Annotated in this window: 25 protein-coding genes; 12 read left to right on the top strand and 13 right to left on the bottom strand. The window is 72.3% G+C overall.

Annotation, left to right across the window (positions count from 1 at the left end):
* Positions 1 to 83 precede the first annotated feature (83 nt).
* The 5 genes from KHA85_RS05945 to KHA85_RS05925 all read left to right on the top strand — a co-directional run bounded on the left by KHA85_RS05945 (position 84) and on the right by KHA85_RS05925 (position 4,682).
* A complete protein-coding gene (locus tag KHA85_RS05945) occupies positions 84 to 1,370 on the top strand; it encodes a DUF6779 domain-containing protein (RefSeq protein ID WP_213185123.1) in 1,287 nt (428 codons plus the stop codon).
* Between the two features lie 161 nt (positions 1,371 to 1,531).
* Entirely contained in the window at positions 1,532 to 2,485 is a 954-nt protein-coding gene (locus tag KHA85_RS05940) for a Rossmann-like and DUF2520 domain-containing protein (protein WP_213185122.1), read from the top strand.
* Positions 2,482 to 3,468, top strand: a complete 987-nt coding sequence (panC, locus tag KHA85_RS05935; protein ID WP_213185121.1) for a pantoate--beta-alanine ligase — start codon at positions 2,482 to 2,484, stop codon at positions 3,466 to 3,468. Before KHA85_RS05940 ends, panC begins: the two co-directional genes overlap by 4 nt.
* Entirely contained in the window at positions 3,469 to 3,894 is a 426-nt protein-coding gene (panD, locus tag KHA85_RS05930; protein ID WP_007630228.1) for an aspartate 1-decarboxylase, read from the top strand. It begins immediately after the preceding gene.
* A gap of 17 nt (positions 3,895 to 3,911) precedes the next feature.
* Positions 3,912 to 4,682: a type III pantothenate kinase gene (locus KHA85_RS05925; protein WP_213185120.1), complete on the top strand. Its 771-nt coding sequence runs from the start codon at positions 3,912 to 3,914 to the stop codon at positions 4,680 to 4,682.
* A 33-nt stretch (positions 4,683 to 4,715) separates the two neighbouring features.
* On the opposite strand, the gene ygiD is transcribed toward KHA85_RS05925, so the two are convergent.
* Positions 4,716 to 5,507 (bottom strand): 4,5-DOPA-extradiol-dioxygenase, encoded by a 792-nt coding sequence (gene ygiD / locus KHA85_RS05920; RefSeq protein WP_213185119.1) that lies wholly within the window; start codon positions 5,505 to 5,507, stop codon positions 4,716 to 4,718.
* Between the two features lie 237 nt (positions 5,508 to 5,744).
* On the opposite strand from ygiD, the gene KHA85_RS05915 reads away from it, so the two are divergent.
* The 3 genes from KHA85_RS05915 to lysS are packed head-to-tail and all read left to right on the top strand — an operon-like array spanning position 5,745 to position 8,825.
* Positions 5,745 to 6,173, top strand: coding sequence for a rhodanese-like domain-containing protein (locus KHA85_RS05915; RefSeq protein WP_213185118.1), 429 nt, complete (start codon positions 5,745 to 5,747; stop codon positions 6,171 to 6,173).
* A 39-nt stretch (positions 6,174 to 6,212) separates the two neighbouring features.
* Positions 6,213 to 7,172: a glutaminase A gene (glsA, locus tag KHA85_RS05910; protein ID WP_213185117.1), complete on the top strand. Its 960-nt coding sequence runs from the start codon at positions 6,213 to 6,215 to the stop codon at positions 7,170 to 7,172.
* A gap of 21 nt (positions 7,173 to 7,193) precedes the next feature.
* Positions 7,194 to 8,825 (top strand): lysine--tRNA ligase, encoded by a 1,632-nt coding sequence (gene lysS, locus KHA85_RS05905; RefSeq protein WP_213185116.1) that lies wholly within the window; start codon positions 7,194 to 7,196, stop codon positions 8,823 to 8,825.
* Here the strand turns inward: lysS and KHA85_RS05900 are convergent.
* The 7 genes from KHA85_RS05900 to KHA85_RS05870 all read right to left on the bottom strand — a co-directional run bounded on the left by KHA85_RS05900 (position 8,822) and on the right by KHA85_RS05870 (position 15,894).
* The gene (locus KHA85_RS05900; protein ID WP_213185115.1) at positions 8,822 to 9,454 is read right to left on the bottom strand and encodes a DUF1801 domain-containing protein; all 633 of its coding nucleotides are present in this window, start codon (positions 9,452 to 9,454) and stop codon (positions 8,822 to 8,824) included. The two genes, lysS and KHA85_RS05900, sit on opposite strands and share 4 nt — an antisense overlap.
* 6 nt (positions 9,455 to 9,460) lie before the next feature.
* Positions 9,461 to 10,225, bottom strand: coding sequence for a L,D-transpeptidase (locus KHA85_RS05895; RefSeq protein ID WP_213185114.1), 765 nt, complete (start codon positions 10,223 to 10,225; stop codon positions 9,461 to 9,463).
* Positions 10,222 to 10,713 carry a hypothetical protein gene (locus tag KHA85_RS05890; protein WP_083324251.1) on the bottom strand — a complete coding sequence of 164 codons (492 nt, stop codon included), beginning with the start codon at positions 10,711 to 10,713 and terminating at the stop codon, positions 10,222 to 10,224. The genes KHA85_RS05895 and KHA85_RS05890 overlap by 4 nt, the downstream gene beginning before the upstream one ends.
* A 175-nt stretch (positions 10,714 to 10,888) precedes the next feature.
* Positions 10,889 to 11,863 (bottom strand): IS481 family transposase, encoded by a 975-nt coding sequence (locus KHA85_RS05885; protein ID WP_213185113.1) that lies wholly within the window; start codon positions 11,861 to 11,863, stop codon positions 10,889 to 10,891.
* 124 nt (positions 11,864 to 11,987) lie between these two features.
* On the bottom strand, positions 11,988 to 14,525 hold the full coding sequence (gene hrpB, locus KHA85_RS05880; protein ID WP_213185112.1) for an ATP-dependent helicase HrpB: 2,538 nt from the start codon (positions 14,523 to 14,525) through the stop codon (positions 11,988 to 11,990).
* Positions 14,522 to 14,803 (bottom strand): hypothetical protein, encoded by a 282-nt coding sequence (locus tag KHA85_RS05875; protein WP_007628465.1) that lies wholly within the window; start codon positions 14,801 to 14,803, stop codon positions 14,522 to 14,524. The genes hrpB and KHA85_RS05875 overlap by 4 nt, the downstream gene beginning before the upstream one ends.
* Positions 14,800 to 15,894, bottom strand: a complete 1,095-nt coding sequence (locus KHA85_RS05870) for a glycosyltransferase family 2 protein (protein WP_308936870.1) — start codon at positions 15,892 to 15,894, stop codon at positions 14,800 to 14,802. The genes KHA85_RS05875 and KHA85_RS05870 overlap by 4 nt, the downstream gene beginning before the upstream one ends.
* A 516-nt stretch (positions 15,895 to 16,410) precedes the next feature.
* Here KHA85_RS05870 and KHA85_RS05865 point away from each other — a divergent pair.
* Both KHA85_RS05865 and KHA85_RS05860 read left to right on the top strand, forming a co-directional pair.
* Positions 16,411 to 19,065 (top strand): ATP-dependent Clp protease ATP-binding subunit, encoded by a 2,655-nt coding sequence (locus KHA85_RS05865; RefSeq protein WP_213185111.1) that lies wholly within the window; start codon positions 16,411 to 16,413, stop codon positions 19,063 to 19,065.
* A 153-nt stretch (positions 19,066 to 19,218) separates the two neighbouring features.
* A complete protein-coding gene (locus KHA85_RS05860) occupies positions 19,219 to 19,998 on the top strand; it encodes a hypothetical protein (protein WP_213185110.1) in 780 nt (259 codons plus the stop codon).
* Positions 19,999 to 20,019: 21 nt separating this feature from the next.
* On the opposite strand, the gene KHA85_RS05855 is transcribed toward KHA85_RS05860, so the two are convergent.
* From KHA85_RS05855 to KHA85_RS05845, 3 genes are read right to left on the bottom strand one after another with little or no spacing between them, the layout of a single operon-like run.
* Positions 20,020 to 20,412, bottom strand: a complete 393-nt coding sequence (locus tag KHA85_RS05855; RefSeq protein ID WP_213185109.1) for a DedA family protein — start codon at positions 20,410 to 20,412, stop codon at positions 20,020 to 20,022.
* Positions 20,413 to 20,453: 41 nt separating this feature from the next.
* Complete coding sequence (locus KHA85_RS05850; protein WP_213185108.1) at positions 20,454 to 20,768, bottom strand: antibiotic biosynthesis monooxygenase family protein; 315 nt, start codon at positions 20,766 to 20,768, stop codon at positions 20,454 to 20,456.
* Positions 20,769 to 20,792: 24 nt separating this feature from the next.
* Positions 20,793 to 21,677: an iron-sulfur binding domain-containing protein gene (locus tag KHA85_RS05845; RefSeq protein ID WP_308936869.1), complete on the bottom strand. Its 885-nt coding sequence runs from the start codon at positions 21,675 to 21,677 to the stop codon at positions 20,793 to 20,795.
* A 38-nt stretch (positions 21,678 to 21,715) separates the two neighbouring features.
* On the opposite strand from KHA85_RS05845, the gene KHA85_RS05840 reads away from it, so the two are divergent.
* On the top strand, positions 21,716 to 22,369 hold the full coding sequence (locus KHA85_RS05840; RefSeq protein WP_061916542.1) for a carbonic anhydrase: 654 nt from the start codon (positions 21,716 to 21,718) through the stop codon (positions 22,367 to 22,369).
* Between the two features lie 84 nt (positions 22,370 to 22,453).
* Positions 22,454 to 23,113, top strand: a complete 660-nt coding sequence (locus tag KHA85_RS05835; protein WP_213185107.1) for a hypothetical protein — start codon at positions 22,454 to 22,456, stop codon at positions 23,111 to 23,113.
* Positions 23,114 to 23,125: 12 nt separating this feature from the next.
* Here KHA85_RS05835 and disA read toward each other — a convergent pair whose 3' ends face one another.
* Positions 23,126 to 24,184 (bottom strand): DNA integrity scanning diadenylate cyclase DisA, encoded by a 1,059-nt coding sequence (disA, locus tag KHA85_RS05830; RefSeq protein ID WP_063973015.1) that lies wholly within the window; start codon positions 24,182 to 24,184, stop codon positions 23,126 to 23,128.
* A 52-nt stretch (positions 24,185 to 24,236) separates the two neighbouring features.
* Positions 24,237 to 24,806, bottom strand: coding sequence for a hypothetical protein (locus tag KHA85_RS05825; protein ID WP_213185106.1), 570 nt, complete (start codon positions 24,804 to 24,806; stop codon positions 24,237 to 24,239).
* Positions 24,807 to 24,839 lie beyond the last annotated feature (33 nt).

Here is a 24,839-nt window from a genome sequence, read left to right as displayed (position 1 = left end):
GACCCGACTCTCGTCGACCCCGTTGGAGCGGACACGCGCTGGTTACCTGTGTGACCCGTGATTCTCTGAGTATCATGCGGGGCATGAGTTCCGACGGCGCGATGGACAAGCCCCGGTCAGCTCGCCCCGCGCGCGGCGACGATCGCGGACTGGCGAGCATCGCTCTAGGAGTGCTGCTGGTCCTGGCGCTCATCGCCACCGTCGTCATGGTCTTCTCGGACAACCCGGTGTGGATGCGGATCGGGACGCTGTCCGCCCTGTGGGCGGCGTTCATCGGGGCCTTCCTCGTGGCGCGCTACCGCAGGCAGGCCGCAGCCGAGGCCGCCCGGGTCCGGGACCTGCACACCGTTTACGAGCTGCAGCTCGAGCGCGAGATCTCGGCGCGCCGCGAGCACGAACTGGTCGTGGAGAAGGAGCTGCGCGAAAGCGTCCGCGCCGAGACCGAGGACTCGGTGCTCGCGCTGCGTCAGGAGATCGCCGCGTTGCGCGAGCAGTTGTCGACGCTGGGGGTCAGCCTGCCCGAGGACCGCTTCGCCGTGGGCGGCCCCGGCCCGGCCGGTCAGCTCGGCGCGGGTTCGTCTCTGCCGTCCGTCCCGTCGGAGCGCGTGTCGCCCCGCCGTCGTACCCCCGGGATGACTCCGCCGCGCGTCGGGGCGAGGACCTCCACTGACACGGAATCGTCCACGGAGAAGACGGCCTCCGACCGGCCCGGGCAGTCCGCTCCGTTCTCGCGGTCGACGCCGTCGGGACGTCCCTCGACGCCGACCGAACCGTCGGTGGCCGGGGTCGCGCCGGATGCCACCCCGAGCACAGAGCGCACCGAGCGGCTCTCCCCGGTCACCGGTCGTGGGGCCGCAGCGGGCGCACCGGCCGGGGAGCCGCGTCGCCCCGCCGTGCGGCCCGTGGCCGGCACGCAGGAACCGCGCCGTGCGCCTGACGCCGGCCGGGCGCGCCCCGCCGGCTCCGCTGCGCCCACCGGTTCGTCGACCTCCGGCTCCGCCCCCACCGGCTCGTCGACCTCCGGTTCCGCAACCGCGAGCTCCGCGTCCGGGCAGCCGCCCCGTGTCCCGAGCTCGAACGGCCCGGCGGCGGCGCCGGAGACCGAGTCGAAGCCCGCGTCGCCGACCGGATCGACGCCTGCGTCGCAGACCGAGCCGAAGCGCGAGTCCGCGCCGAAGAGCGAGTCGACGTCCGGGGCGCGGCGTTCGTCGGAGCCCGCGCCGGGGTCGGAGGCCGAGACCGCGTCCGAGTCGGCGCCGGCGAGCCGCCACGGCGAGGGCCGCGGCCTGTCCGTGGCCGAGCTCATGGCACGCCTGGGGGAGGGCGACGCGCCCAAGCCGAGCCGTCGCCGCCGCCGCGCGGAAGACTGACGTGCGGAGGACTGACGCGCGAGCGACTCCTCCGGTTCTGTGAGGTGCGCCACTCGATACTGATTCGGCCCGTCCACAGGACTACTCTCGCCTGCGAGATGTCCGGGACCCGCCAACAGTGAGCGGGCCTGGAACGGATCGAGCACTGGAGCACCTCTGAGATGTCCGACCACGGCGTCACCGGAACACCCCCTGCCCGCCTGTCGATAGCCCTCGTGTCCGCCGGCCGGGTGGGTACCGCCGTCGGAGCCGCCCTCGAGCGCCGTGGCCATGTCGTGTCCGCGCTGGTCGCCCGCTCCGAACGGTCGCGCGACCTCGCCGCGCGCCGACTCCCCGAAGCCCGCATCGCCGACCCCGCTGCGGTCGCGGCGGCCGGCGAACTCCTCATTCTCGCCGTGCCGGACGCCGCACTCCCGGGCGTCGTGTCCGAACTCGCCGAGGCGGACGCGTTCAGGCCCGGCCACATCGTCGTCCACGTCGCGGGCGCGGTCGGCGCGGAGGTCCTGCGCCCGGCCGCCGACGCCGGCGCCGTGGTCGTGGCGGCCCACCCGGCCATGACCTTCACCGGCGGATCGGCCGACGTCGACCGCATGGAAGGCTGTTCGTGGGCCCTGACCGCGCCGGACGAGGTCGGCCTCGTGGTGGGCCAGATGCTGGTCATGGAGACCGGCGGTCTGCCCGTCACGGTCGCCGAATCCCACCGCGCCCTGTACCACGCGGCCCTCGCCCACGGGGCGAACCACCTGGTCACTCTCGTCAACGACGCGGCCGAGGCGCTCGCGGCCTCGTTCTCCGTCCTGCCCGGCGGGGCCGTCGAGGGTGATCCCGACGGCATGCTCGGTGCGGACGCCGAGGCGCTCGCCCGCCGGACGCTCGAGCCGCTGCTGCGGGCGGCCCTCGACAACGTCCTGGCGTCAGGCGACTCCGCGCTGACGGGGCCCGTGATGCGCGGCGACGCCGTCACCGTCTCCCGCCACCTCGACGCCCTCGAAGACGTCGACGGCGGTATCGCCACCGGGTACCGGGCGCTCGCCCTGCGCACCGCCGACCGCGTGGGCGCCGGCCCCGACGTGACCGACCTGTTGGCGCCCGACCTCACGGAGCAGCTTCGATGACCTCCACGACGTACCCGGTGCGCACCGCGGTGCCCGGCCGTCCCGCCACCGGCTACAACCGCGGTGAGCTGACCGTCCACCACGACCCGGCCACCCTGAGCACCGTCACCGAGTCCCTGCGCAAGGTCGGCAGGCAGGTCACGTTCGTGCCCACCATGGGGGCGCTCCACGAGGGTCACCTCGCGTTGGTCGAGGCCGCCCGCCGGACCCCCGGCTCGGTCGTGGTCGTATCGATCTTCGTCAACCCGCTGCAGTTCGGTCCCGGCGAGGACCTCGACGCCTACCCGCGGACGCTGGACGAGGACGTCGCCCGCCTCGCCGATGCCGGCGTCGAGCTGGTCTTCGCGCCCAGCGCCGCCGCCATGTACCCCGAGGGTCCGCGGACGACACTGCAGCCGGGACCGACGGGTGAGATCCTCGACGGCGCGGCCCGCCCCGGCCACTTCGCCGGGATGCTCACCGTGGTGAACAAGCTGTTCAACATCGTCCGACCGCACCAGGCGTTCTTCGGCGAGAAGGACTACCAGCAGCTCGTGCTCATCCGCCAGATGGTCGCGGACCTCGACATGGACGTCCGCATCGTCGGAGTACCCACCGTCCGCGAGTCCGACGGTCTGGCCATGAGCTCCCGCAACCGTTACCTCTCCGACGACGAACGGGAACTCGCCACCGTTCTCAACGCCGCCCTGGTCGCTGGGACGTTCGCGGCGAAGGGCGGACGGCAGGCCGTCGTCGACGCCGCCCGCGCGGTCCTGGGCGAACGCCCCCAGGTCTCCGTGGACTACCTCGAGCTGCGGGGAGCAGACCTCGGCGAACCGCCGGAGGAGGGCCCCGGCCGACTCCTCGTCGCGGCCCGTATCGGGACCACCAGACTCATCGACAACGTCGGCGTGGCCATCGGCACCGGCTTCCTCGCCGCCGCCGAGGCCACCGTCGCCGCCCAGCAGGCCGAGATGGCCGAAGACCTGAAGGAAGGCCTGTAGATGCAGCGCACCATGCTCCACTCCAAGATCCACCGCGCCACCGTCACCCAGGCCGACCTGCACTACGTCGGCTCCTGCACGATCGACGCCGACCTCATGGACGCCGCCGACCTGCTCGAGGGCCAGCAGATCGACATCGTCGACATCGACAACGGCAGCCGTCTGACCACCTACGCCATCACCGGTGAGCGCGGCTCGGGGGTCATCAGCATCAACGGCGCCGCCGCGCATCTCGTCCACCCCGGCGACCTGGTCATCATCATCGCCTACGCCCAGATGGACGACGCCGAGGCCCGCGCGTACAAGCCCCGCGTCGTGTTCGTCGACGGCGAGAACCGCATGCTCACCGAGGGCACCGACCCGGCGGACGTCCCCGAGGGTTCGGGCCTGAAGAACCCGCGCGTGCCCGAGCCGGCCGCCGTCTGACGCGGCCCGCACCGGACATGCTGCTCACCGTCGACGTCGGTAACACGCACATCCGACTCGGCGTCTTCCACCCCGGCGGCGGCCCGCTCGAGCGCACCTGGAGCATGCGCACCTCCCCGGCGGTGACGTCCGACGAGCTCGCCCTGACGATCCGCGGACTACTGGGGGAATGCGCTCAGCAGCTCACCGGCATCGCCGCGATGTCCGTGGTCCCGTCGGTCACGGGCGAACTCCGGAGGATGGCCGCCGACTACTGGCCGCAGCTGCCGGCCGTCGTCGTCGCGCCCGGGGTGAAGACCGGGGTACCGCTCAAGGTCGACAACCCGCGGGAGGTGGGCTCTGACCGCGTGGTCAACGCGCTGGCCGCCCACTACCTGTTCGACGGGCCCGTCGTCGTCGTCGACGTCGACACGGCGACCACCGTGGACGCGGTCTCCGCGCGCGGCGAGCTGCTCGGCGGGGCGATCGCGCCGGGTATCGACATCTCCGTCGACGCCCTCGCCGACCGCACGGCCCTCCTGCGCAAGATCGAGGTCGTGCGGCCACGTGGAGCGCTGGGCAAGAACACCGTCGCCGCTCTACAGGCGGGGATCGTGATCGGGTTCGCCGGCCAGATCGACGCCCTCGTCGACCGCCTGCGCACCGACGTCGACGAGCTGGCCGACGCGTCGGTCGTGCTCACCGGGCTGCGCGCGGACGTCGTCGCGGAGGAGTCGCGGACCATCACCGACGTCGAACCCGAGCTGGCGCTCGAAGGACTGCGGCTGGTGTTCGACCGCAACTGCTGACCGCCCGGTCGCCCAAACCCGGCCGCGGCCCCGTCAGGCCGCGGAGCGGTAGCTGGTCATGGACACCGACCCCCAGGCGTAGCCCTTGCTGAAGGCGTCGAGCGTCTCGCCGGTCTCGGCTGCCATCCCGGCCGTGTACAGCAGGGGCAGGAAATGGTCGGCGGTCGGCACGGACGCCTGCGCGTCCGGATGCTCGAGCAACGCGAGGGCGTCCTCGGGCCGGGAGGTCAGCAGGTCCTGAGCGTGATCGTCGAAGCGGTGCGCCCAGTCGGTGCCGGCGTTGCCGCGGGACGGGTCCACCGCGCCGAGGTTGTGCACGACGTTGCCACTGGCCAGGACCAGCACGCCGGAGTCGCGGAGCGCGGCCAGCTTCGTGCCCAGCTCGAAGTGGTAGCTCGCCGGCTTGGTGGCGTCCACCGACAACTGGGCGACCGGCACGTCGGCATCGGGGAAGACGTGCGCGAGCACCGACCACGTCCCGTGGTCGAGGCCCCACGAGTCCAGGTCGGCGCCCACCCAGGTCGGCTTGACGACCTCGGCCACCTCGGAAGCGAGCTCGGGCGCGCCGGCGGCGGGGTACTCGAATTCGTTGAGCTCGCGGGGGAAGCCGAAGAAGTCGTGGATGGTGCGCGGGGATCTCATCGCGGTGACGGCCGTGGCGTTGATGTACCAGTGCGCCGAGACGGCCAGCACCGCCCGGGGGCGCTCGGGGAGCGAGTCGCCGAGCGCGGCCCAGTGGCGGGTCCACTCGTTGACCTCGAGGGCGTTGAGGGGGACACCGTGGCCGATGAAGACGGCGGGCTGGCGGGCGGGTGAGGGGGTCATCGCTACTCCTTCGTTCTCTGTACATGATGCATCAACTATCAGGGCGGCGCCAGTGTCCCACCCCTTCCGCGTCTCCGCTCTTGCGGTAGATAGACCGGTCTGTCTACTATTGCCGTCATGAACGCGCGACGAATGCCCCCGGCCGGTCCGGCGCCATCCGTGCGGGTTCAGCACTGGTGTTCCCGGCCGGCAGCCCCTCAGCCAGTCCCACGCCGACACCCCTCCCGGGAGCACCAGATGACTTCACGCGTCCGTACCTTCACCAACACGACCGCCGCCCCCGGCGACACGGTCCTCACCGCCGCCGAGTACCCTGCCGCCGTGCGGGCGGGCGCGCTGGTCGTGGACATCCGCTCCCGCGCACAGCGCGAGCGTCAGGGCGTCCTCGCCGGCGCGATCGCCGTCGAGGCCCGGCCCGCCGTGGACCTGATCGACCCCCGCTCGGCCGCGCCCCTCGCGGCGGTCGGTGAGGGTCGCGAGGTGGTCCTCGTCAGCGACGACGGCCTGGACGCGGAACTGTTCGCCCTCGAGCTCCACTCGCGCGGCGTGCGCGGGGTCCGTGCGGTGGACGGCGGCCACGACGCGCTGCGCGCCGCCCGGGCGCTCGCCCTGCTCTCGGACGCCGAGCACCTGCTGCGCGAGCGCTCCGCCATCTCCGCGCACTGACCGGGGGCGCCCGGGGGCGCGCGCCGGTACGGTCGCAGCATGACGGACATCTCCGCCGACCTCCTCGCCGAGATCCTGGACGAGGTCCGCGACGACACCTCCGGGGAGCTGGTGCCGCACCTCGGCGACTACGAGCACCCCAGCCCGGACGCCCTCGCGCTGGCGGTCTGCGACATGGACGGCCAGATCATCTCGGCCGGTGACGACGATCTCCTGTTCGACCTGCAGTCCGCCTCCAAGCCGTTTGTCTACGCGCTCGCTCTGGACCAGAAGGGTGTCGACGAGGTCGCCGCCCGGATCGGCGTGGAACCGTCGGGCGAGGCGTTCAACGAGATCTCGCTGGAGGCGGGCACGGGCCGCGCGCCCAACGCCCTGGTCAACGCCGGCGCGCTGGCGGCGCACGCGTTGGTGGGGGACGAGGACGACGACGAGGAGTCCCGTTTCGAACAGATCAGGGGGTTGTTCTCCCGCCTGGTGGGCCGGGAGGTCGAGGTGGACGAGGAGATCATCGAGATCGAGTCCCGGAGCGCCAACCGGAATCAGGCGCTGGCGCATCTGCTGGCGGAGGCGGGCAGTCTGGCGCAGGACCCGCACGAGGTGGTCGCGGGTTACAGCCGTCAGTGCGCGATCCGGGTCGACACCCGCGAGCTGGCCCACATGGCCGCGGTGCTCGCGAACCGGGGACAGGCACTGGACGGTGACGAGCAGATCCTGGGGCACCGGGCGACGCGCTACGCCAACAGCGTGATGTTCACCTGCGGGATGTACGACGCGGCCGGCGACTGGGTCTACCAGGTGGGCCTTCCCGCCAAGAGCGGGGTGTCGGGCTGCCTGTTCGCCGTGGTGCCCGGTCGGCTCGGGGTGGCGGCCTTCTCGCCGCGGCTGGACGGGCACGGCAACAGTGTGCGTGCGGCGGCCGCGATCGAGGAGCTCTCAGACCGACTGCACCTGCACGTGTTGGACGAGGTGGGTGGCTACGGGTTCGATCCCGCCGCGTAGGGACGACTATCCTCGTCAGTCGTGACCGACTCGACTCCCGCCGCGCCCGGGGCCGCCACCGGTGAGCCCGCCGACGACACCCCTGAGCAGCTGCGTATCCGCCGCGACAAGCGGCAGCGCCTCCTCGACTCCGGGGAGCAGGCGTACCCCGTCGAGGTCCCCCGCACCCACGGGCTCGCCGAGATCGCCTCGGACCCGCGCTTCGCCGCGTTGGAGCCGGGGGAGGAGACCGATGTCGTGGTGTCGGTGGCCGGCCGGGTGCTGTTCATCCGCAACACCGGCAAGCTGTGCTTCGTCCGGCTCCAGGACGGGGTCGACCCGTCGGCGGACCTGTCCACCCCGGTACCGGAGGGCGAGTCGGGGCCGCTGACGCCGCAGCTGCAGGCCATGCTGTCGCTGGCCAACGTGGGCCAGGAGCGGCTCGACGCCTGGAAGCAGGACGTCGACCTCGGCGACCACGTCTCGGTGACGGGTCGCGTGGTGCGCTCCAAGCGCGGCGAGCTGTCGGTGATGGCCGACGAGTGGGTGCTGGCGGCCAAGGCCCTGCGCCCGCTGCCGGTCGCGCACAAGGAGCTGAGCGAGGACACCCGCGTCCGCCAGCGCTACACCGACCTCATCATGCGCGACACCGCGCGCCGCAACGCGCTGACGCGGATCAAGGTCGTGCGCGCGCTGCGTGACGCGCTGGAGAAGCGCGGCTTCCTCGAGGTGGAGACGCCGATGCTGCAGACGCTGCACGGCGGCGCCGCGGCCCGGCCGTTCGTCACCCACTCCAACGCGCTGGACCTGGACCTGTACCTGCGCATCGCGCCCGAGCTGTACCTCAAGCGCTGCGTGGTGGGCGGGATCGAGCGCGTCTTCGAGATCAACCGCAACTTCCGCAACGAGGGCGTGGACTCCTCCCACAGCCCGGAGTTCGCGATGCTGGAGACGTACCAGGCGTACGGCGACTACGACACCTCGGCCACGATGATCCGCGAGGTCATCCAGGAGGTCGCCACCGCGGTGTTCGGCTCGACCGCGGTCACGCTCGCCGACGGCACCGAGTACGAGCTGGGCGGTCAGTGGCGCGAGATGCGGATGTACCCGTCCCTCAACGAGGCGCTGGAGCGCAAGCATCCCGAGTTGGCCACGGCGGGCGCAGAGACGGTGACCGTCGACACCTCCGTCGCCGAGCTCACCGAGCTGGCAGGGAAGGTCGGCCTGGAGGTGCCGTCCGGCAAGGGGTGGCTGCACGGCAAGCTGGTCGAGGAGCTGTGGGAGCACCTGTGTGCCGACCAGCTCGAGGGGCCCGTCTTCGTCCGTGACTTCCCCGTCGAGACGTCCCCGCTGACGCGCGACCACCGCACCGACCGCGGCGTGACCGAGAAGTGGGACCTGTACGTGCGCGGCTTCGAGCTGGCCACCGGCTACTCCGAGCTGGTCGATCCGGTGATCCAGCGGCAGCGCTTCGAGGACCAGGCCCGCCTGGCCGCGGCCGGCGACGACGAGGCGATGGTGCTCGACGAGGACTTCCTCGCCGCGATGGAGCAGGGCATGCCGCCGACGACCGGACTCGGCATGGGGATCGACCGGCTGCTCATGGCCCTGACCGGGCTGGGGATCCGGGAGACGATCCTGTTCCCGATGGTCAAGCCGCTCCCGCGCGACTAGGCGGGGCCCCGGGCCCAGGCCTCCCCGACCATCTCGCGCAGCACCTGCTCGTCGACGCGGTCGAGCCTGGTGACGTAGAGGCAGCCCCTGCCGGTCTTGTGCGGACCGAGCCGGGCGAGGAGGTGGTCCTCGTCGGGCAGGCCGAGGAGCCCGTAGAGCGTCAGGCTCGAGGCCCGGGGGCTGAAGCCCACGACGAACGTGTCGCCCTCCCGGCCGCTGTCGTAGACGTAGTGATGGTGGCCGTAGCCGACGATCGACCCGGCCCACGTCACGGCCTCCGCGCCGGTGGCGTCGTCGAACAACTCGAGCAGCCGCAGGCCGTCCTCGGCCCGGCGGGCGGTGGGCAGCTCCGCGATCCAGTCGCGGGGGGAGGCCGCGCCGGGCAGGAACGCGGAGTTGTCGTTGCGGCCGGTGGGCGCGGGCCGGGCCACGGGGTCCGCGAACGCGTGCCCCGCGGCGGCCATCGCGTCCCGCAGGACGCCGAGCTGGGACGGCCCCACGCCGTGCAGGGCCAGGATCTCCTTCTCGGGTAGGCCGTCGAGCTGGCGCAGATCGGTGATCCCGGCGGCGGCGAGCGCCCGGGTGGCGGGGGCCGAGAGGCGCGGGAGGGGTGATGGGGAGCCGGTCATGTCGGTTCAGAACGCGACGACCTGGTCGCCGACCCGTAGGTGGTCGAAGAAGTGCGCGGCGGCGTGTCTGCCCAGGTGCACGCACCCGTGTGAGGGCTCGTCCAGGCGTCCCTGATGGAAGGCCATCCCACCCACGGTGAAGTAGGTCGAGTACGGCATGGGCGAGTCGAAGAGCCGACTGTGGTCGTGACGCACGTGCCGCAGCACGTGGTGTGTGCCGCGGGTGGTCTCGTACCCGGGCTTCCCGGTCGTGACGGGGACCGGACCGTACGTGACGCGGCCCGCGTCGACCATCCACGCCCGCTTGCCGTCCACGTCGACGCACGCCCGGGCGCTGGGCGGGCACTGCGGGGGCGCGGGGGCGTCGGTCGCCGCCGGTGGCCCGGGGCCGTCGCCCAGGAGGGTCTCGAGGGTGAGCCGGTGGGCGTCTGCGGCGTCGACGGGCCCGGCGGAGAGGACGTCGCGGGCGATGAGATCGACGTCCGTGAGGCCCGGGTCGCGGTCCTGGCCCGCCAGGACCTCCCTGGCGACGGACGTCACCAGTCGCGAGTCGACCGCCGCGGGCCGGGGCGGCGGGTCCGTCACCGTCACAGCGGCCGGGCGGGCGTCGACCAGTTGGGCGTCGGCCGGCGCGTCAGTGGCGGCGTCCGCGCCGGTCGCCGCGGGCGTGCCCGGTGACGAGCCGGTGGCGGCACCCGCCGCTGCGGCGCCGATCAACGACGCGGCGGCGAGGACCGCCAGTGGGGCGCGGCCGGTGCGGCGGCTGCTCATCCGTCCTCGTGCGCCCGGTGCGCCCCGTGCGCCCCGTGGGCTTCGACGTCGGGGAAGACGTACTCGGCCGCGCGGGCGGCCCACGCCGATCCGGCGGCCACCAGCACGAACCCGAGTGCGGCAACCCACGGTCCGAACGTGACGGAGGCGCCTGTCGGGAGACCGGACAGGGTCGGTTCGTCGCCGCCGGTCGACGACATGAGTGTCCACACGAAGGCGAGGTGGGCGGCCAGCACCACCAGTGAGACGACGACGCCCGCCGCGGCGAACGCCCCGAGCCGCGTCACGGCGGTGACGCCCACCAGGAACAGCAGCACGACGAGGCCGAGGAAGAGCACCGGGGCGACGCTGCGCACGTCGATGATCTCCGTGATGCCCAGTGCGGTGATCTGGTCACCGCCGTCCGTGCGCAACCACGGCAGGTAGAGGCTGACCAGCGCGAGGGCGAGGCCGGCGACGGCGATGAGGGCGCCGACGCGGTTCCTCACGTGCGGCACGACCTTCGTCCGGGACGGGGTCCGGGTCGGCAGTGGGGAGCGGTGTGGGGAGGGGGGCGTGTACGCGGTCACTGTGATCACCCTTCCGGCGTGGATCGCGTGTGTGGTGCCCATCACATCCTAGGCGGGAATCCGCAGGATAGCCACCGTCGTCGTCCCGGCTGTGCTAGCTGTACTGCCCACGCAGGTTGTGTACGCGGTCTGCGGGTGAGGTGCCTCGTAGTGCGGTGTGGCCGCGGTGGAAATTGTAGTGGTGTAGGAACGCCGGGAGGCGAGCCGCGCGGTCGGACTCGCTGACGTACGCGGCGGCGTAAGCCCATTCCTCGAGCATCGTGCGGTTGTAGCGCTCGACCTTGCCATTGGTCTGCGGCCGGTACGGGCGAGTGCGTTTGTGCCTGATCTCCGGCCCGAGGGCGTCGGCGAAGGCGTGGGAGCGGTAGCAGGAGCCGTTGTCGGTCAGGACCCGGCGCACGGTGATCCCGGCGTCGGCGAAGTAGGCGTGGGCTCGGTGCCAGAATCCGGCGGCGGTCTCTTTGCGCTCGTCTTCCAGCAACTCGGTGTAGGCCAGGCGTGAGTGGTCGTCGACGGCGTTGTGGATGTACCAGTACCCGGTCCCTGCTCGCCGGTTTCGACGCCCTTTGGCGCGGCCGTGGACCTTGTGCCCGCCGCCGTCAGGGATGCGGCCGAGCTTCTTGATATCCACATGCACCAGATCGCCTGGCGCTGCGTGCTCGAATCGGCGCACCTGCCGCTTGCCCGCACGCACCGGGGCGCCGGTGGCCGGATCGGTGAACGCCAGCCTGACGCAGCCGTAGCGGGACAGGATCTTGTGCACAGTCGAGGGCTGCATGCCCAGGTGGTAGGCGATCCGGGCCGGGCCCCACCGGCGGGAGACGCGCAGACCGAGCACGCGGCGTTCCCTTTGACGCGGCGTCCGGGTCGGACTGTGCTGCGGGCGACTGGAGCGGTCGATCATCCCGGCCTTGCCCAGCTGCCGGTACCGGCGGGCCCACTTGCGGGCGGTGGTGACCGAGACACCAAACCGCTCCGCCGCTCGCCGCGGCAGCCAGCCCTCCTCGACGACGCACCGAGCCAGACGCAGTCTTCCCGTCGGAGTCAGCGGGGCGTTAGCGTGGGACATGAAGACCTCCGTTGTGGATGTGTTTGCTTGGTCGCTTTCACACCTCACACGGAGGTCTTCCTCATGTCAGCCCGCCATGCCGACCGGAGACGCAACGTCCGTGGTCAGTACAGCTAGCGCGCGGTCAGCGTCGCCGGTTGGTGCGCCGCGTCGGCTCGGCCGCCATCGGGTCCTCCGGCCACGGGTGCCGCGGGTAGCGGCCGCGCATCTCGGCCCGGACCGCGGGGTAGGCCTCCCGCCAGAAGAACCCGAGGTCGCGCGTCACCGCGAGCGGACGTCCGGCGGGCGAGAGCAGGTGGACCGTCACCGGGACCCGACCGTCGCAGAGGCGCGGCGAGGTGGTCCAGCCGAAGCATTCCTGCAGCTTCACCGCGAGCACGGGCGGGTCGTCGGTCCCGACCGCGGGGTAGTCGACGCGGTACGACGACGAGGAGGGCACCTCCAGTCGGTCGGGCACCAGTTCGTCGAACCGGCCGGCCTCGGGCCACGGCAGCAGGCGCCGCAGGGCCGGGCCGAGGTCCCGTCCCGCCAACCGGGAGCCATGGGCGAGGGCGTCGATCTCCGGGGCGAGCCAGTCGTCCAGCCGCTCGGAGAGCCCGTCCGCGGACACGTCCGGCCACGGCGCTCCGAGCTCGCGGTGCACCAACCCGAGGCGGCACCACAGTCGGACGGCGTCGTCGTCGGGACCCAGTGCTGCGAACCCGCCGGCCTTGATCGCCGCAGACACCGCCTCCCGGGCGGCCGCGGGGGAGGGCCGCACCGGGGTGGAGGAGAGTTCGATCGCCCCGAGTCGGCGGATACGTCGACCCGTGATCGCACCACGGTCGAAGACGGCCGTCTCGTCGTCGTCGAGAAGGTGTGAGGCCGCACGCTCCGCGCCCTCCCGGTCCAGCGGGGCGGCGGAGCGGATCACCGCGCCGGCCTCACCGGCCGCGCGCCCGGCCGCACGTCCCACCTCGGCGACGGCGAGCCAGTCGTGGCCGGCCAGCGCCGAGCCCGGCGCCAGCACCGCGCCGGTCCCCGAGGCGAACGTGTACTGGTCGCCACGGCGACGCGCGACGCGGTCCGGGTGGGCGAGCGCCACGATCGTGCCGACGGCGTCGTCCGGCGTCATCCCGGCCGGGGCCGCGCCGCCGGCTCGCCCGCGGGCCATCCGCTCCAGCCGCCGGGCCTCGCGCTCCCACGTCGCCGCGTCCGGCGCCCGCCCCGCGCGCAGCGCACGCAGGTCCGCCGTCAGGTCGCCGCCGGGGGAGCGGCGACCCGACGCGAGCAGCGCGACCACCTCGGCGGCCACCTCCGCGCCGACGAGTCCCGCGCCGTCCAGCAGCGCGCGGGCGTGCCGGGGATCGGCGGGCACCCGCGCGAGGGCGCGCCCGTGGTCCGTGGCGCGTCCGTCGGCGTCGAGCGCCCCGAGCCCGCACAACACCTTCTCCGCGCGGGCGATCTCCCCGGCCGGCGGCGGATCGGGCAGCGCCAGACCCTCGCCGCGGGGCGCGCCCCAGCAGGCCACGTGCAGCGCGAAGGTCGTCAGGTCCGACGTCGCGATCGCCGCCGTGCGGTGGGCGGTCAGTCCCGCGTACTCCTGTTCGGTGAGGCAGCGCACCGCCAGCCCGGGGCCGAGGCGGGCGGCGCGGCCCGCGCGCTGCACGCACGAGTCGCGCGACGCCGACACCGTCACCAGCCCCGTCATGTCCCGTGCGATGTCTCGCCGCGGCTCGCGGCTCAGGCACGCGTCCACGACCAGCCGCACGCCCGGCACGGTGAGGGAGGACTCCGCCAGATCGGTCGACACCACGATCCGCGGGCGCGTCCGGCCGCCCGACCCGCTCCCGCGGCCGGACACCGCCCGATCCTGGGCGGCCGGCTCCAGGCCACCGTGCAGGGGCAGTACCTCGGCCGCGTCGCCGAGCCGCGCGCCCAGCGCACGCACGACCCGCTCGATCTCGCGGACGCCCGGCAGGAACACCAGGGCGTCGACCCCGGAGGACCGCACCTCGTCCGCCGTCACCGCCGCCACGTGCTCGAGGAACCCGTCGGTGACCCCGCGTGCGTCGAGGCGGGGGACCGGCGGCGGCGCGTAGCGGATCTCCAGGGGGTGCGAGACGGCCGGGACGTCGACGACCGGCGCGCCGCCGAGCAGCCGCGCGAACCGGTCGGCCTCGACCGTCGCGGACATCGCCACCACCGGCAGGTCGTCGCGGAGCTCGCGCACCTCGCACAGCAACGCGAACGCCAGGTCGGACTCCACGTCGCGCTCGTGGACCTCGTCGAGCACCACCGCCCCCACGCCCGGAAGATCGGGGTCGGCGATCAGCCTCCGCACGAGTACGCCCGGCGTCACGAACTCCACGCGCGTGTCCCGGCCGACCCGCGAGTCCCCGCGCACCGAATAGCCGACCAGCTCCCCGACGCCGGTGCTCGTGAGGGTGGCCAGTCGCCGCGCGGCCGAGCGGGCGGCCACGCGTCGGGGCTGGGTGACGACCACGCGCCCGGACACCCCGTCGGCCCCGGCCACCGCGGGTGGCACGAGCGTGGTCTTGCCGGTGCCGGGCGGCGCCTGGACCACGGCGGCCCCGGACGCGGCCAGAGCCTCGGCCAGGGCGGGCAGGGCCTGCTCGAACGGCAGCCCGCGGCCGATCCGCTCGAGGTCGAAGGCGCTCACCCCGACTCGGGGCGCTCGTCGACCGCCCGCGGGCCGCGGTCCTGCGCGTCCGGGTGGATGCTCCGCGTCTCCGAGCGGACGTAGTTCCGCGGCAAGAGGTCCCGGACGTGGATCTTCGGCAGCGTCTTGGTCACCGCGAGCGTGACGTACATGACCGTGTTGATCGCGACGAACGCCGCGAGGACGGCGAACCAGTCCGAGGAGAGCACGGACTCGGGCAGGAGGATCCCCGCGAGGACGATCTCGTGCGGTGCGGCACCGCCGCCGCCCGGCGTCATGCGCCCACCACCCGTGTCGCGCCGTCGGCGTCCCGCACGACGTGCCCCCAGCTGGCCTGCCGCGCCAGGAGGATGTCGACCACGCCCTTGCGGAACACCACGTTGAGGAACGTGGCGTAGATGAGCTCCGGGACGAGCGTGATGGCGACGAGCTTGGCGCGCAGGTCCGCGCGCCACACGCCGACCAGCCGCTCGAGCATGAACAGCAGGCCCAGCGCGCCCCAGAACGGGTACCAGACCCACTGGTCCAGGGCGAGGGCGGTGATGAGGATGAGCAGCAGGTAGCTCGACAGCGCGATCGCGCCGTAGCCGATGCCGAGCTGTTGGAACCAGTAGCGGGTCGCCTGGGGGGAGATCCCGTACGCGGCGAGGTTCTCCAGCGCGCCCCGCTGCCACCGCAGTCGCTGGTGCCACAGTGCCTTCCACGTGGGCATGACCTCGGTGACCACGGTGCACTCCTGCGGGGAGACCATGAGCCCGCCCAGGGACTTCAGGGCGAGCGTGAGCTCGTTGTCCTCGGTCAGTGCGGCCGTGTCGTAGACGTCCCCGGCGCGGCCCGGGATCCTCGTCCCGCGTGACGCGGCCACGGTGCGCAGCGCGCGCGACCGGAACACGGACGCGGTGCCGGTGAGGGCGAACACCCGGCCCCGCCGGCGACGGGTGTCGCGGCTGTAGCGGGTGTACTCGTTGCGCTGGAACTGGCCCAGCAGGCCCGCGCCGTCCACCCCGTAGAACAGGCCGCCGACCGCCATGAGCGCGCGGTCGTCGGTGAAGCGGCGCCGAGCCGCGGTGAGGTATCCCTGGTCCAGGACGGTGTCGGCGTCCATCACCATGACGCAGTCGTTCTCGCCGAGTTCCGGCAGGAGCTCCGCCAGGGCCTGGTTGAGGGCGCCGCCCTTCTTGTGGACGTTGTCCTTCGTCTCGAAGACCTCGACCCCGGCGGCGCGGGCGAGCTCGGGCGTCGCGTCCGTGCAGTTGTCCGCCACCACGATGATGCGCTCGGGCGGGTCGGACTGGGTCTGCAGGGAGGTGAGCGTCGCGGCGATCCGGTCCTCCTCGTTGTGCGCCGGGATGAGGACCGTGATGGTCACCGGCCCGTGGAAGGATGGTCACCGGCCCGTGGAAGACCCCTCGGGTCTCGGCCATGACCGTCGTCTCCACGCCGGTGGCGATCGCGACGAAGGCGAGGGCGACGGCGAACGCGGCCACGATCACGGCGGCCGGCGGCGCGTAGGTGTCGTAGAGGACGCGCCACGTACCGAAGAGCAGACCCTCCCGGGCGTCGAGCGCCCGTTTATCCGAGAGCGCCAGGGCCAGCCAGAGCATGAGCCCGGCCATCGCCGCCAGACCGACCGCGACCACCCCGACCGTGCGCCCCATGCTGAACCCGCGTCCGCGCTCCACGTCCCCGCCGTCTCTGTTCTCCACTGTCGCCCATGCTAAACGGGGTCTGTTCCGGGCGTTCGCTGACGGCGTACACGAATCTGCAATGGTTCCCCGACCTGCCGCGTTGAATCCTGGTGACAGACCCCGTGCTGCTCCTGCGGTACAGAGCGTCAGAACCGGCCACTACAGTGGTGAAAAACCGAGGAATGTGAGGTAGCACGATGTTCGAACGGTTTACCGACCGCGCACGTCGCGTCGTCGTCCTGGCCCAGGAAGAGGCCAGGATGCTCAACCACAACTACATCGGCACCGAGCACATCCTGCTGGGTCTCATCCACGAGGGTGAGGGAGTGGCCGCCAAGGCGCTCGAGTCCCTGGGGATATCGCTTGAAGCGGTGCGTAGTCAGGTCGAGGAGATCATCGGCCAGGGCCAGCAGGCGCCCAGCGGGCACATCCCGTTCACGCCGCGCGCCAAGAAGGTGCTCGAGCTGAGCCTGCGGGAGGCGCTCCAGCTCGGCCACAACTACATCGGCACCGAGCACATCCTGCTCGGCCTGATCCGCGAGGGCGAGGGCGTGGCCGCCCAGGTGCTGGTCAAGCTCGGCGCCGACCTCACGCGGGTCCGCCAGCAGGTCATCCAGCTGCTCTCCGGTTACCAGGGCAAGGAGGCCGAGGCCTCCGGTACGCCCGCTGGCACCGGCGGCCGCGAGTCCGGCACCCCGTCCTCGTCGACGGTCCTGGACCAGTTCGGCCGCAACCTCACCCAGGCCGCCATGGAGGGCAAGCTCGACCCGGTCGTCGGTCGCGCCAAGGAGGTGGAGCGCATCATGCAGGTGCTCTCCCGGCGCACCAAGAACAACCCGGTGCTCATCGGTGAGCCCGGCGTCGGTAAGACCGCGGTCGTCGAGGGACTCGCGCAGGCCATCGTCAACAACGAGGTCCCCGAGACGCTCAAGGACAAGCAGCTGTACTCGCTGGACCTCGGCTCGCTCGTGGCCGGCTCCCGCTACCGCGGCGATTTCGAGGAGCGCCTGAAGAAGGTGCTCAAGGAGATCAACCAGCGCGGCGACATCATCCTGTTCATCGACGAGATCCACACGCTCGTCGGCGCGGGTGCTGCGGAGGGCGCGATCGACGCCGCGTCGATCCTCAAGCCCAAGCTGGCCCGCGGTGAGCTGCAGACCATCGGTGCCACCACGCTCGAGGAGTACCGCAAGCACATCGAGAAGGACGCGGCCCTGGAGCGGCGCTTCCAGCCGGTGCAGGTTCCCGAGCCGGGCGTGGAGCTGTCCATCGAGATCCTCAAGGGCCTGAGGGACCGCTACGAGGCGCATCACCGCGTCACGATCACCGACGCCGCGCTGGCCGCCGCCGCCCAGCTCGCGGACCGGTACATCAACGACCGCTTCCTGCCGGACAAGGCCATCGACCTCATCGACGAGGCCGGCGCCCGCATGCGCATCAAGCGGATGACGGCTCCGCCGGACCTGCGCGAGTTCGACGAGAAGATCGCCGAGACCCGCCGCGAGAAGGAGTCCGCGATCGACGCGCAGGACTTCGAGAAGGCCGCCGGCCTGCGCGACACGGAGAAGAAGCTCATCGCCGAGCGCGCCGAGCGCGAGAAGCAGTGGCGCGCCGGAGACATGGACGTGGCCGCCGTGGTCGACGAGGAGCAGATCGCCGAGGTCCTGGGCAACTGGACCGGCATCCCCGTCTTCAAGCTCACCGAAGAGGAGACCACCCGTCTGCTCCGCATGGAGGACGAGCTGCACAAGCGGATCATCGGCCAGGAGGACGCCATCAAGGCCGTCTCCCGGGCGATCCGCCGGACGCGTGCCGGGCTCAAGGATCCCAAGCGTCCCTCGGGCTCGTTCATCTTCGCCGGCCCGTCCGGTGTCGGTAAGACGGAGCTGTCCAAGGCACTCGCGAACTTCCTGTTCGGTGAGGACGACGCGCTCATCCAGATCGACATGGGTGAGTTCCACGACCGCTTCACCGCCTCGCGGCTCTTCGGCGCGCCTCCCGGGTACGTCGGTTACGAGGAGGGTGGCCAGCTCACGGAGAAGGTGCGGCGCAAGCCGTTCTCGGTGGTCCTGTTCGACGAGATCGAGAAGGCGCACTCCGAGATCTACAACACCCTTCTCCAGGTGCTGGAGGACGGCCGTCTCACCGACGGTCAGGGACGAATGGTGGACTTCAAGAACACCGTGCTGATCTTCACCTCGAACCTCGGGACCAAGGACATCTCCAAGGCCGTCGGGATGGGCTTCCAGTCCTCCGACAACACCGAGGACGCCTACGAGCGGATGAAGCAGAAGGTCAACGACGAGCTGAAGAAGCACTTCCGCCCGGAGTTCCTCAACCGCATCGACGAGATCGTGGTGTTCCACCAGCTCACGCAGGAGCAGATCGTCCAGATGGTCGACCTCATGATCGGCCGTGTCCGGGACGCCCTGAAGGCCAAGGACATGGACATCGAGGTCTCCGATCGGGCCAAGAGCCTGCTCGCCAAGCGCGGGTTCGACCCGGTCCTGGGCGCGCGGCCTCTGCGTCGCACGATCCAGCGCGAGATTGAAGACACCCTCTCGGAGAAGATCCTCTTCGGCGAGGTCGCGGCCGGCGAGCTGGTGAAAATCGACGTCGAGGGCTGGGACGGCGAGTCCGAGCGCACCGAGGACGCCAAGTTCACCTTCTCCGGTGCTCCCCGCCCGGACGCCCCGCGGGACCGCCACGGCGAGGAGATCTCCGCGAGCGTGGCGCCCACCGGCGAGGCCGGCCCGGGCGACTCGCTCCCGCCGAGCACGGGTGGTTTCGGTGGCGGCTCCACCGGCGGCCCCTCGGGTAGCGGTGGTGGCGCGGCTCCGGCCACCACCTGATCGCCTCCGGCGCCTGATGTAGAGAAGGCCCCCGCCACACGGCGGGGGCCTTCCTGCGTCTGCGGGTGGTCGTTCGCCCGGCGTAGGGCACCCCGCGCCGCGTGGCGTCCCCTACGCTGGGCGCCTGAGTCGGACGACAGGGGTGCGCGACGGATGGAGTACAGGGGCGAGCAGGTGCCGCCGGGTCACGGACACGAGCAGGCGCCTGCGGGCCACGGCCACGGCCACGGCCCGGAGCCGTGGCGACCGCCGCACCCGGAACCGTGGCGGCCGCCGCACCCCGGGGAGTGGCGGCCGCCGCGCGAGCAGGGCGACCGGCACCGGGGCGGCGGGACCGCATGGCTGGTCGGTGGCGTCGCGGTACTCGGCGTCCTCGCCGTGGCGGCGACCGCGGCGTTCGTCGCGCTCCCCGCGGACGGCGACAGGTGGACCGTCATGACGGACGGGTCGTCACCGGGGGTGGCCTCGGCGGGCGAGGAGCCGTCAGCGCGCGTCGCACCGCCCGAACCGTCCGCGCCGTCTCAGGTGGTCGACCCGCCCACGCGCGGCCGACCCGACTCGTTCCCGCGGGTCCGCCCAGCGGCCGATCTGCCGCCCGAGGACGCGCGCAGGCTCGGGACCGAGGTCGAGGTCAGCACCTCGGTGCTGCGTTACCGGGTCATGGACTTCTTCGACGAGCCCATCTACAACTGCATCTTCTCGGTCGACCTCGAGAACCTCTCCGACCGGCCGCTCGCGGTGAGCGTGGGGTTCCGCACCACCGGGGCCCCGCAGGTGGAGTGGGCGGACAGCGAGCCGACGACGATCGGGCCGCGGAACCGCTCGGAACTGGTCGTGGGCTGGGACGGCCTGTCGCCGGAGGAGGTGCCGCTCGCGGAGTCCGAGTGCGCGGGGCCGGTGGAGTTGACCCGTCTGGCCGTCATCCCGGGCTGATCGGATCGCCGCCGCGCGCGGTCAGGCGGTGACGCGGTTCCAGAGGGTGGCTATCGCCGCCCAGCCGACCATGCCGACGGTGGAGTACAGGAGGGCCCACAGCACGCATCCGACGGTGACGGCGGGCAGGTACCTGCGTAGTGGCATCACGGTGAAACCGGCGCTGAAGTTGATGGCGGTCTGCACACCCACCGTGAGGAAGGACAGTGGCACCGCGATCACCCCGTAGCGGGCGGACAGCCGCTGGGCGCGCTGCATGGTCGGCCCCTCGAGGCGGTGGGCGAACCGCTCACTGAGCCGTCCACCGCGCAGCGCGCCCCGGCCCAGCCAGTAGGTGGCGTTGGCGCGCAGCAAGACGATCACGAACAGCGTGCTGAACGCGATGGCGAAGGGCTGCTCGGCGATCCGGTCCATTCGGGGGTGTGCGGCGCGCGGTGCGGGAGGCCGGGCGGGGATCAGGCGGAGGTGGAGGGCTTGACGTCCATCACGACGTCGAACTCCAGCAGGTTGGCGCCCTCGGCGACGGGCTTGCCGTGCTGGCCGGCGTGGGCCGCGCGGGCGTCCCCGTCGCGCCAGGCGGCGAACGACTCGTCGTCCTCCCACATGGTCACCACGAAGTAGCGGGTCTCCCCGCCGGTGGGGCGCAGCAGCTGGAAGCCGAGGAAGCCGGGGGAGTTCTCCACCGTGTGGGCGCGCTCGGAGAAGCGGCGCTCGAGCTCGGCACCGGCCTGCGGCGGGACGTTGAGGGCGTTGATCTTCACGACGGCCATGCAGGTGAGCCTACCCTCAGTCGACTACGCGGGCAGTGAGTACAGGTCCCCGGTCCGCACCATGAGTCCGTCGGCCACCAGGGAGTCCAGCGCACGGTCGCGTTGGACGGCGTCGGGCCACACCGCGTCCAGCGCCGCGCGGGGTGCGGAGCCGTCGCCGTCGCGCAGCACGTCGAGCAGGAGGCCGCGCACCTGGCGGTCGGTGCCGGCGAAGGTCTGGACCTTGCGGCGCGGGCCGTCCCAGTCGGGGCGCCCGGCGGCGAGCCAGGCGCAGGACGAGGCCAGGGGGCAGTCGTCGCAGCGCGGCGTGCGGGCGGTGCACACGAGCGCGCCCAGTTCCATCATCGCGACCGAGAACGCCACCGCCTCCTCGCGATCGTCGGGGAGCAGCGCCTCCACGGCGGCGAGGTCGCGCCGGATCGACGGCGGACCCGCCTCGGCGACCCCGTTGACCGCGCGGGCGACGACGCGCCGCACGTTGGTGTCCACCACGGGGACGGCTTGGCCGTGCGCGAAGCAGGCGACGGCGCGTGCCGTGTAGTCGCCGACGCCCGGCAGGGAGAGCAGGTCTTCCACGTCGGTGGGAACCTCACCACCGAATGTGTCGACGACGACGCCAGCGCACTCCCGCAGTCGCAACGCACGGCGCGGGTAGCCGAGTTTGCCCCACATGCGGATCACCTCGGCGGGGGAGGCGGCGGCGAGTTCGGCCGGGCCCGGCCACCGCGCCAGCCACTCGCGCCAGACCGGCTCGACCCGGGTGACCGGCGTCTGCTGGCTCATCACCTCACACAGCAGGATCTCCCAGGCGCTCACGCCGTCCTCACGCCACGGCAGGGGACGGCCGGCACCGGAGAACCAGGAGAGCAGGGAGTGGGTGTCGATGCCGTGGGCCCCGGGGGAGGTCACCGATGATCCCTCCGGAAGGTACGTGCACAATGTGAGACATGCCTCATACCAACCCGATCAGTGCCTGGGCCTCGCTGCGCGACGGCAACCACCGGTTCGTCGAGGGCCAGATGCGTCATCCGAGTCAGAATACCGAGCGGCGCGAGAAGCTCGTCGCCGCGCAGCACCCCAAGGCTGTGCTGTTCGGGTGCTCCGACTCGCGGGTGGCGGCCGAGATCATCTTCGACCAGGGTCTCGGTGACCTGTTCGTCATCCGCACCGCGGGTCACATCATCGACACCGCAGTGCTCGGGTCCATCGAGTACGCCGTGCACGTGCTCGACACCCCTCTGATCGTCGTGCTGGGCCACGACAGCTGTGGCGCGGTGAAGGCCACCACGGACGCGTTGGCGACCGGGGAGATCCCGCCCGGTTTCCTGCGTGACGTGGTCGAGAAGGTGTCGCCGTCGATCCTCAACGGCCGTCGCGAGGGACTGAGCACGACCGACGACTTCGAGGCGCGCCACGTGCTGGAGACGGGCGAACTGCTCAAGCAGCGGTCCAAGATCATCAGCGACAGGATCGACGAGGGCCGTCTGGCGATCGTCGGGGTCACCTACAAGCTCTCCGACGGTCACGCGTACCTCCGCAGCGCCATCGGGGACGTCCAGGACGTCCCGCACGGCCCGGGCGAGGAGATGGTCGCGGTCTAGCGGCCACCCACCGGCGGCGCCGTCTGGGGGACACGCCGCGCCCCAGGTCCGACGGGGCGCGGGCTCGGCTCTAGAGTTGGGCCCGTGCACGAACCCCAGGGTCCCCTTCCGCGTGAAGTCTATGTGCGTCGCCGCGTCGCCGCGGTGGTCGTCGCGGTCGTGGCCGTCCTGGTCGTGGTGCTCGCGCTCTTCCTCGCCTCGCGGGACACCGGGACGGACACCCAGGAGACCGCCACCGGCGGCGACGCGGGCTCCACTGAGCCGGTGGCCACCTCGGAGACGTCGACCACCGAGACCTCGTCGCGCGACGACGACGGTGGTGCCTCGCGGGGCCGGTGCGCGGACGAGGACCTGCGCTTGGACGTCTGGCCCGCCGAGCCGAACGTGGCGGTGGGGCAGGACGTGCGCTTCTTCGTGAACATCGTCAACGTCTCGGACACGACCTGTGACCGCGACCTGGCGGAGGCGCCGTTGTCGTTCGAGGTGTACCGCCTGGACGACAATTCCAAGGTGTGGTCGAGCATCGACTGCACGACCCCGCGCGACGAGGACGAGGTCGAGTTGCGTCCCGACGAGCCCGAGCCGCGGCAGATCGACTGGACCGGCCGCCGCTCGGCGGAGGGCGCCTGCTCGGAGGCGGACCGCACGCCCGTGGAGGTGGGCGCGTACCAGGTGTACGCGCTGGTCGGGAACGTCTTCAGCCCGGCGGCCACGTTCAACGTCGTCGAGGCCCCCGAGTCCTGAGCCGCGGTCGGGTCAGACGACGCCCAGGCCCGTGAGGCGCTGGCGGACGTGCCGCGCCCAGAGCGCGCCGACGCCCTCGACGTCCGCGAAGTCCGACTGCTCGGCCGAGAGCAGCGCGGGGACCGAACCGAAGCGTTCGACGAGGGCCATGATCTGCACCGGCCGGAGGCGCGGGATGTGCGCGAGCATCCGGTACCCCCGGGCCGTGACGTGCTCGTCGAGGTCCTCGGGCTCGGCCGGCAACCCCAGGCACCGGGCCACGGGAGCGGGCAGGAGGAGGTCGGCGTCGGAGAGTGCGGCCAACCGCTCCAGCCCGGCGTCGATCTGCTCGGCGGTCGGGACCGGGCGCGCGTCACCGTCGACGGGCTCGACCCGCAGGTGGTCGGCGACGAGGCCCCGCAGTTCGTCCGGGGTGTCGGAGAGCAGCTCCTCCAACTGGAGAGTGGTCTGCCGACCGTACTCGCCCATCTCCACCGTGAGCTCGGCGAGCTCGGCGCCCAGACGCTCGAGACGGAGCAGTCTCTGGGCCATGGCCACCACGTCGCGGACGGAGGCGTAGTCGCCCATCTCCGCCCGGTCGAGTCGGGCGCGGGCGCGGGCGGCGTGGGCGCCGTGACGCTCCATGGTCGCGACGGTCTGGTCGGCGCGCGCGAGCAGCACGACCGGGTCCGCGAGCACGCGGGCCAGACCGCCGGCGTAGACGGTGACCGTCGTCATCGACGCCGAGACGGCGACGGTGGGCACACCGGTGTGCGCGGCCGTCCGCTCGGCGGCGCGGTGTCGGGTGCCCGTCTCGACCGCGGGTAGCGAGGGGTCCGGCACGAGATGGACGTTGGCGCGGGTGATGCGGGACCCGTCGGTGGACAGCACGACAGCGCCGTCCATCTTGCTCAGTTCCCGCAGGCGGGCCGGCGTGAACTCGACGTCGAGGTCCACGCCGCCGTCGCAGACGGCCTGGACGACCGGGTCGTCGCCGAGCACCACCAGGCCGCCGGTACCGCTGCGGCGGATCCGGTCGAGTGCGTCACGCAGCGCCGTGCCCGGGGCGAGACGGCGCAGCACGGCGCGCATCTCGGGGTCGACCGACGAACCGTCAGCCGAGCGGGCGGAGAGGGCGGACGTGTCAGTGCCCCTCGGACTCGCCGACGAACTCCGTCGGACGGGTGTACTCGCCGGCCTCGAGGATCTCACCGACGACGGCGGCCTCGGTCTCGATGCGGTCGCCGTTCGAGAAGGAGACGGTGGCGGGCACCGAGGTGCCGATGCTCAGGTCGTCCGCCGACGGCAGGGTCGCGGTGGTCTGCTCGACGCACACGCCCTCCACCGGCACGGGCTCGGCGTCCTCGCGGGCGTCGACGACGATCGAGCAGCCACGCTCGAGCGGCTGCGTCTCGCCGAGCTGGACGGGGGTTCCGTCGATCTCGACGCTCTCCAGGGAGACCGACTCCCCGAGGCCGTAGCCGCTGAACGAGGCGACGAAGCCGACGCGGGCCTCCGCGCCGTTCTCCGGGACGACCACCTGCAGGTCATTGACCGCCAGATCGCCCGCCTCACCGCGTCCGCCGTCGACCGCGGCGACCTGGTTGGCCGTCTGCGAGACCTGGCCGGCGCTGCAGGCCGACGCCCCGAGGGCGGCGCCCACGGCCAGGACTACGAGCGCGGTGCGGCGCAGGCCGGTGTTCGGTGAAGTCACGTCAGGCTCCTCGGGGATGGTCGTCTCTCAGGC

The organism is Dietzia massiliensis (assembly GCF_018390595.1).
GTDB classification, from domain to species: Bacteria; Actinomycetota; Actinomycetes; order Mycobacteriales; family Mycobacteriaceae; genus Dietzia; species Dietzia massiliensis.
The sequence above is the reverse complement of the archived record's forward strand: the minus strand, read 5'-3'. Positions and strand labels throughout refer to the sequence as shown.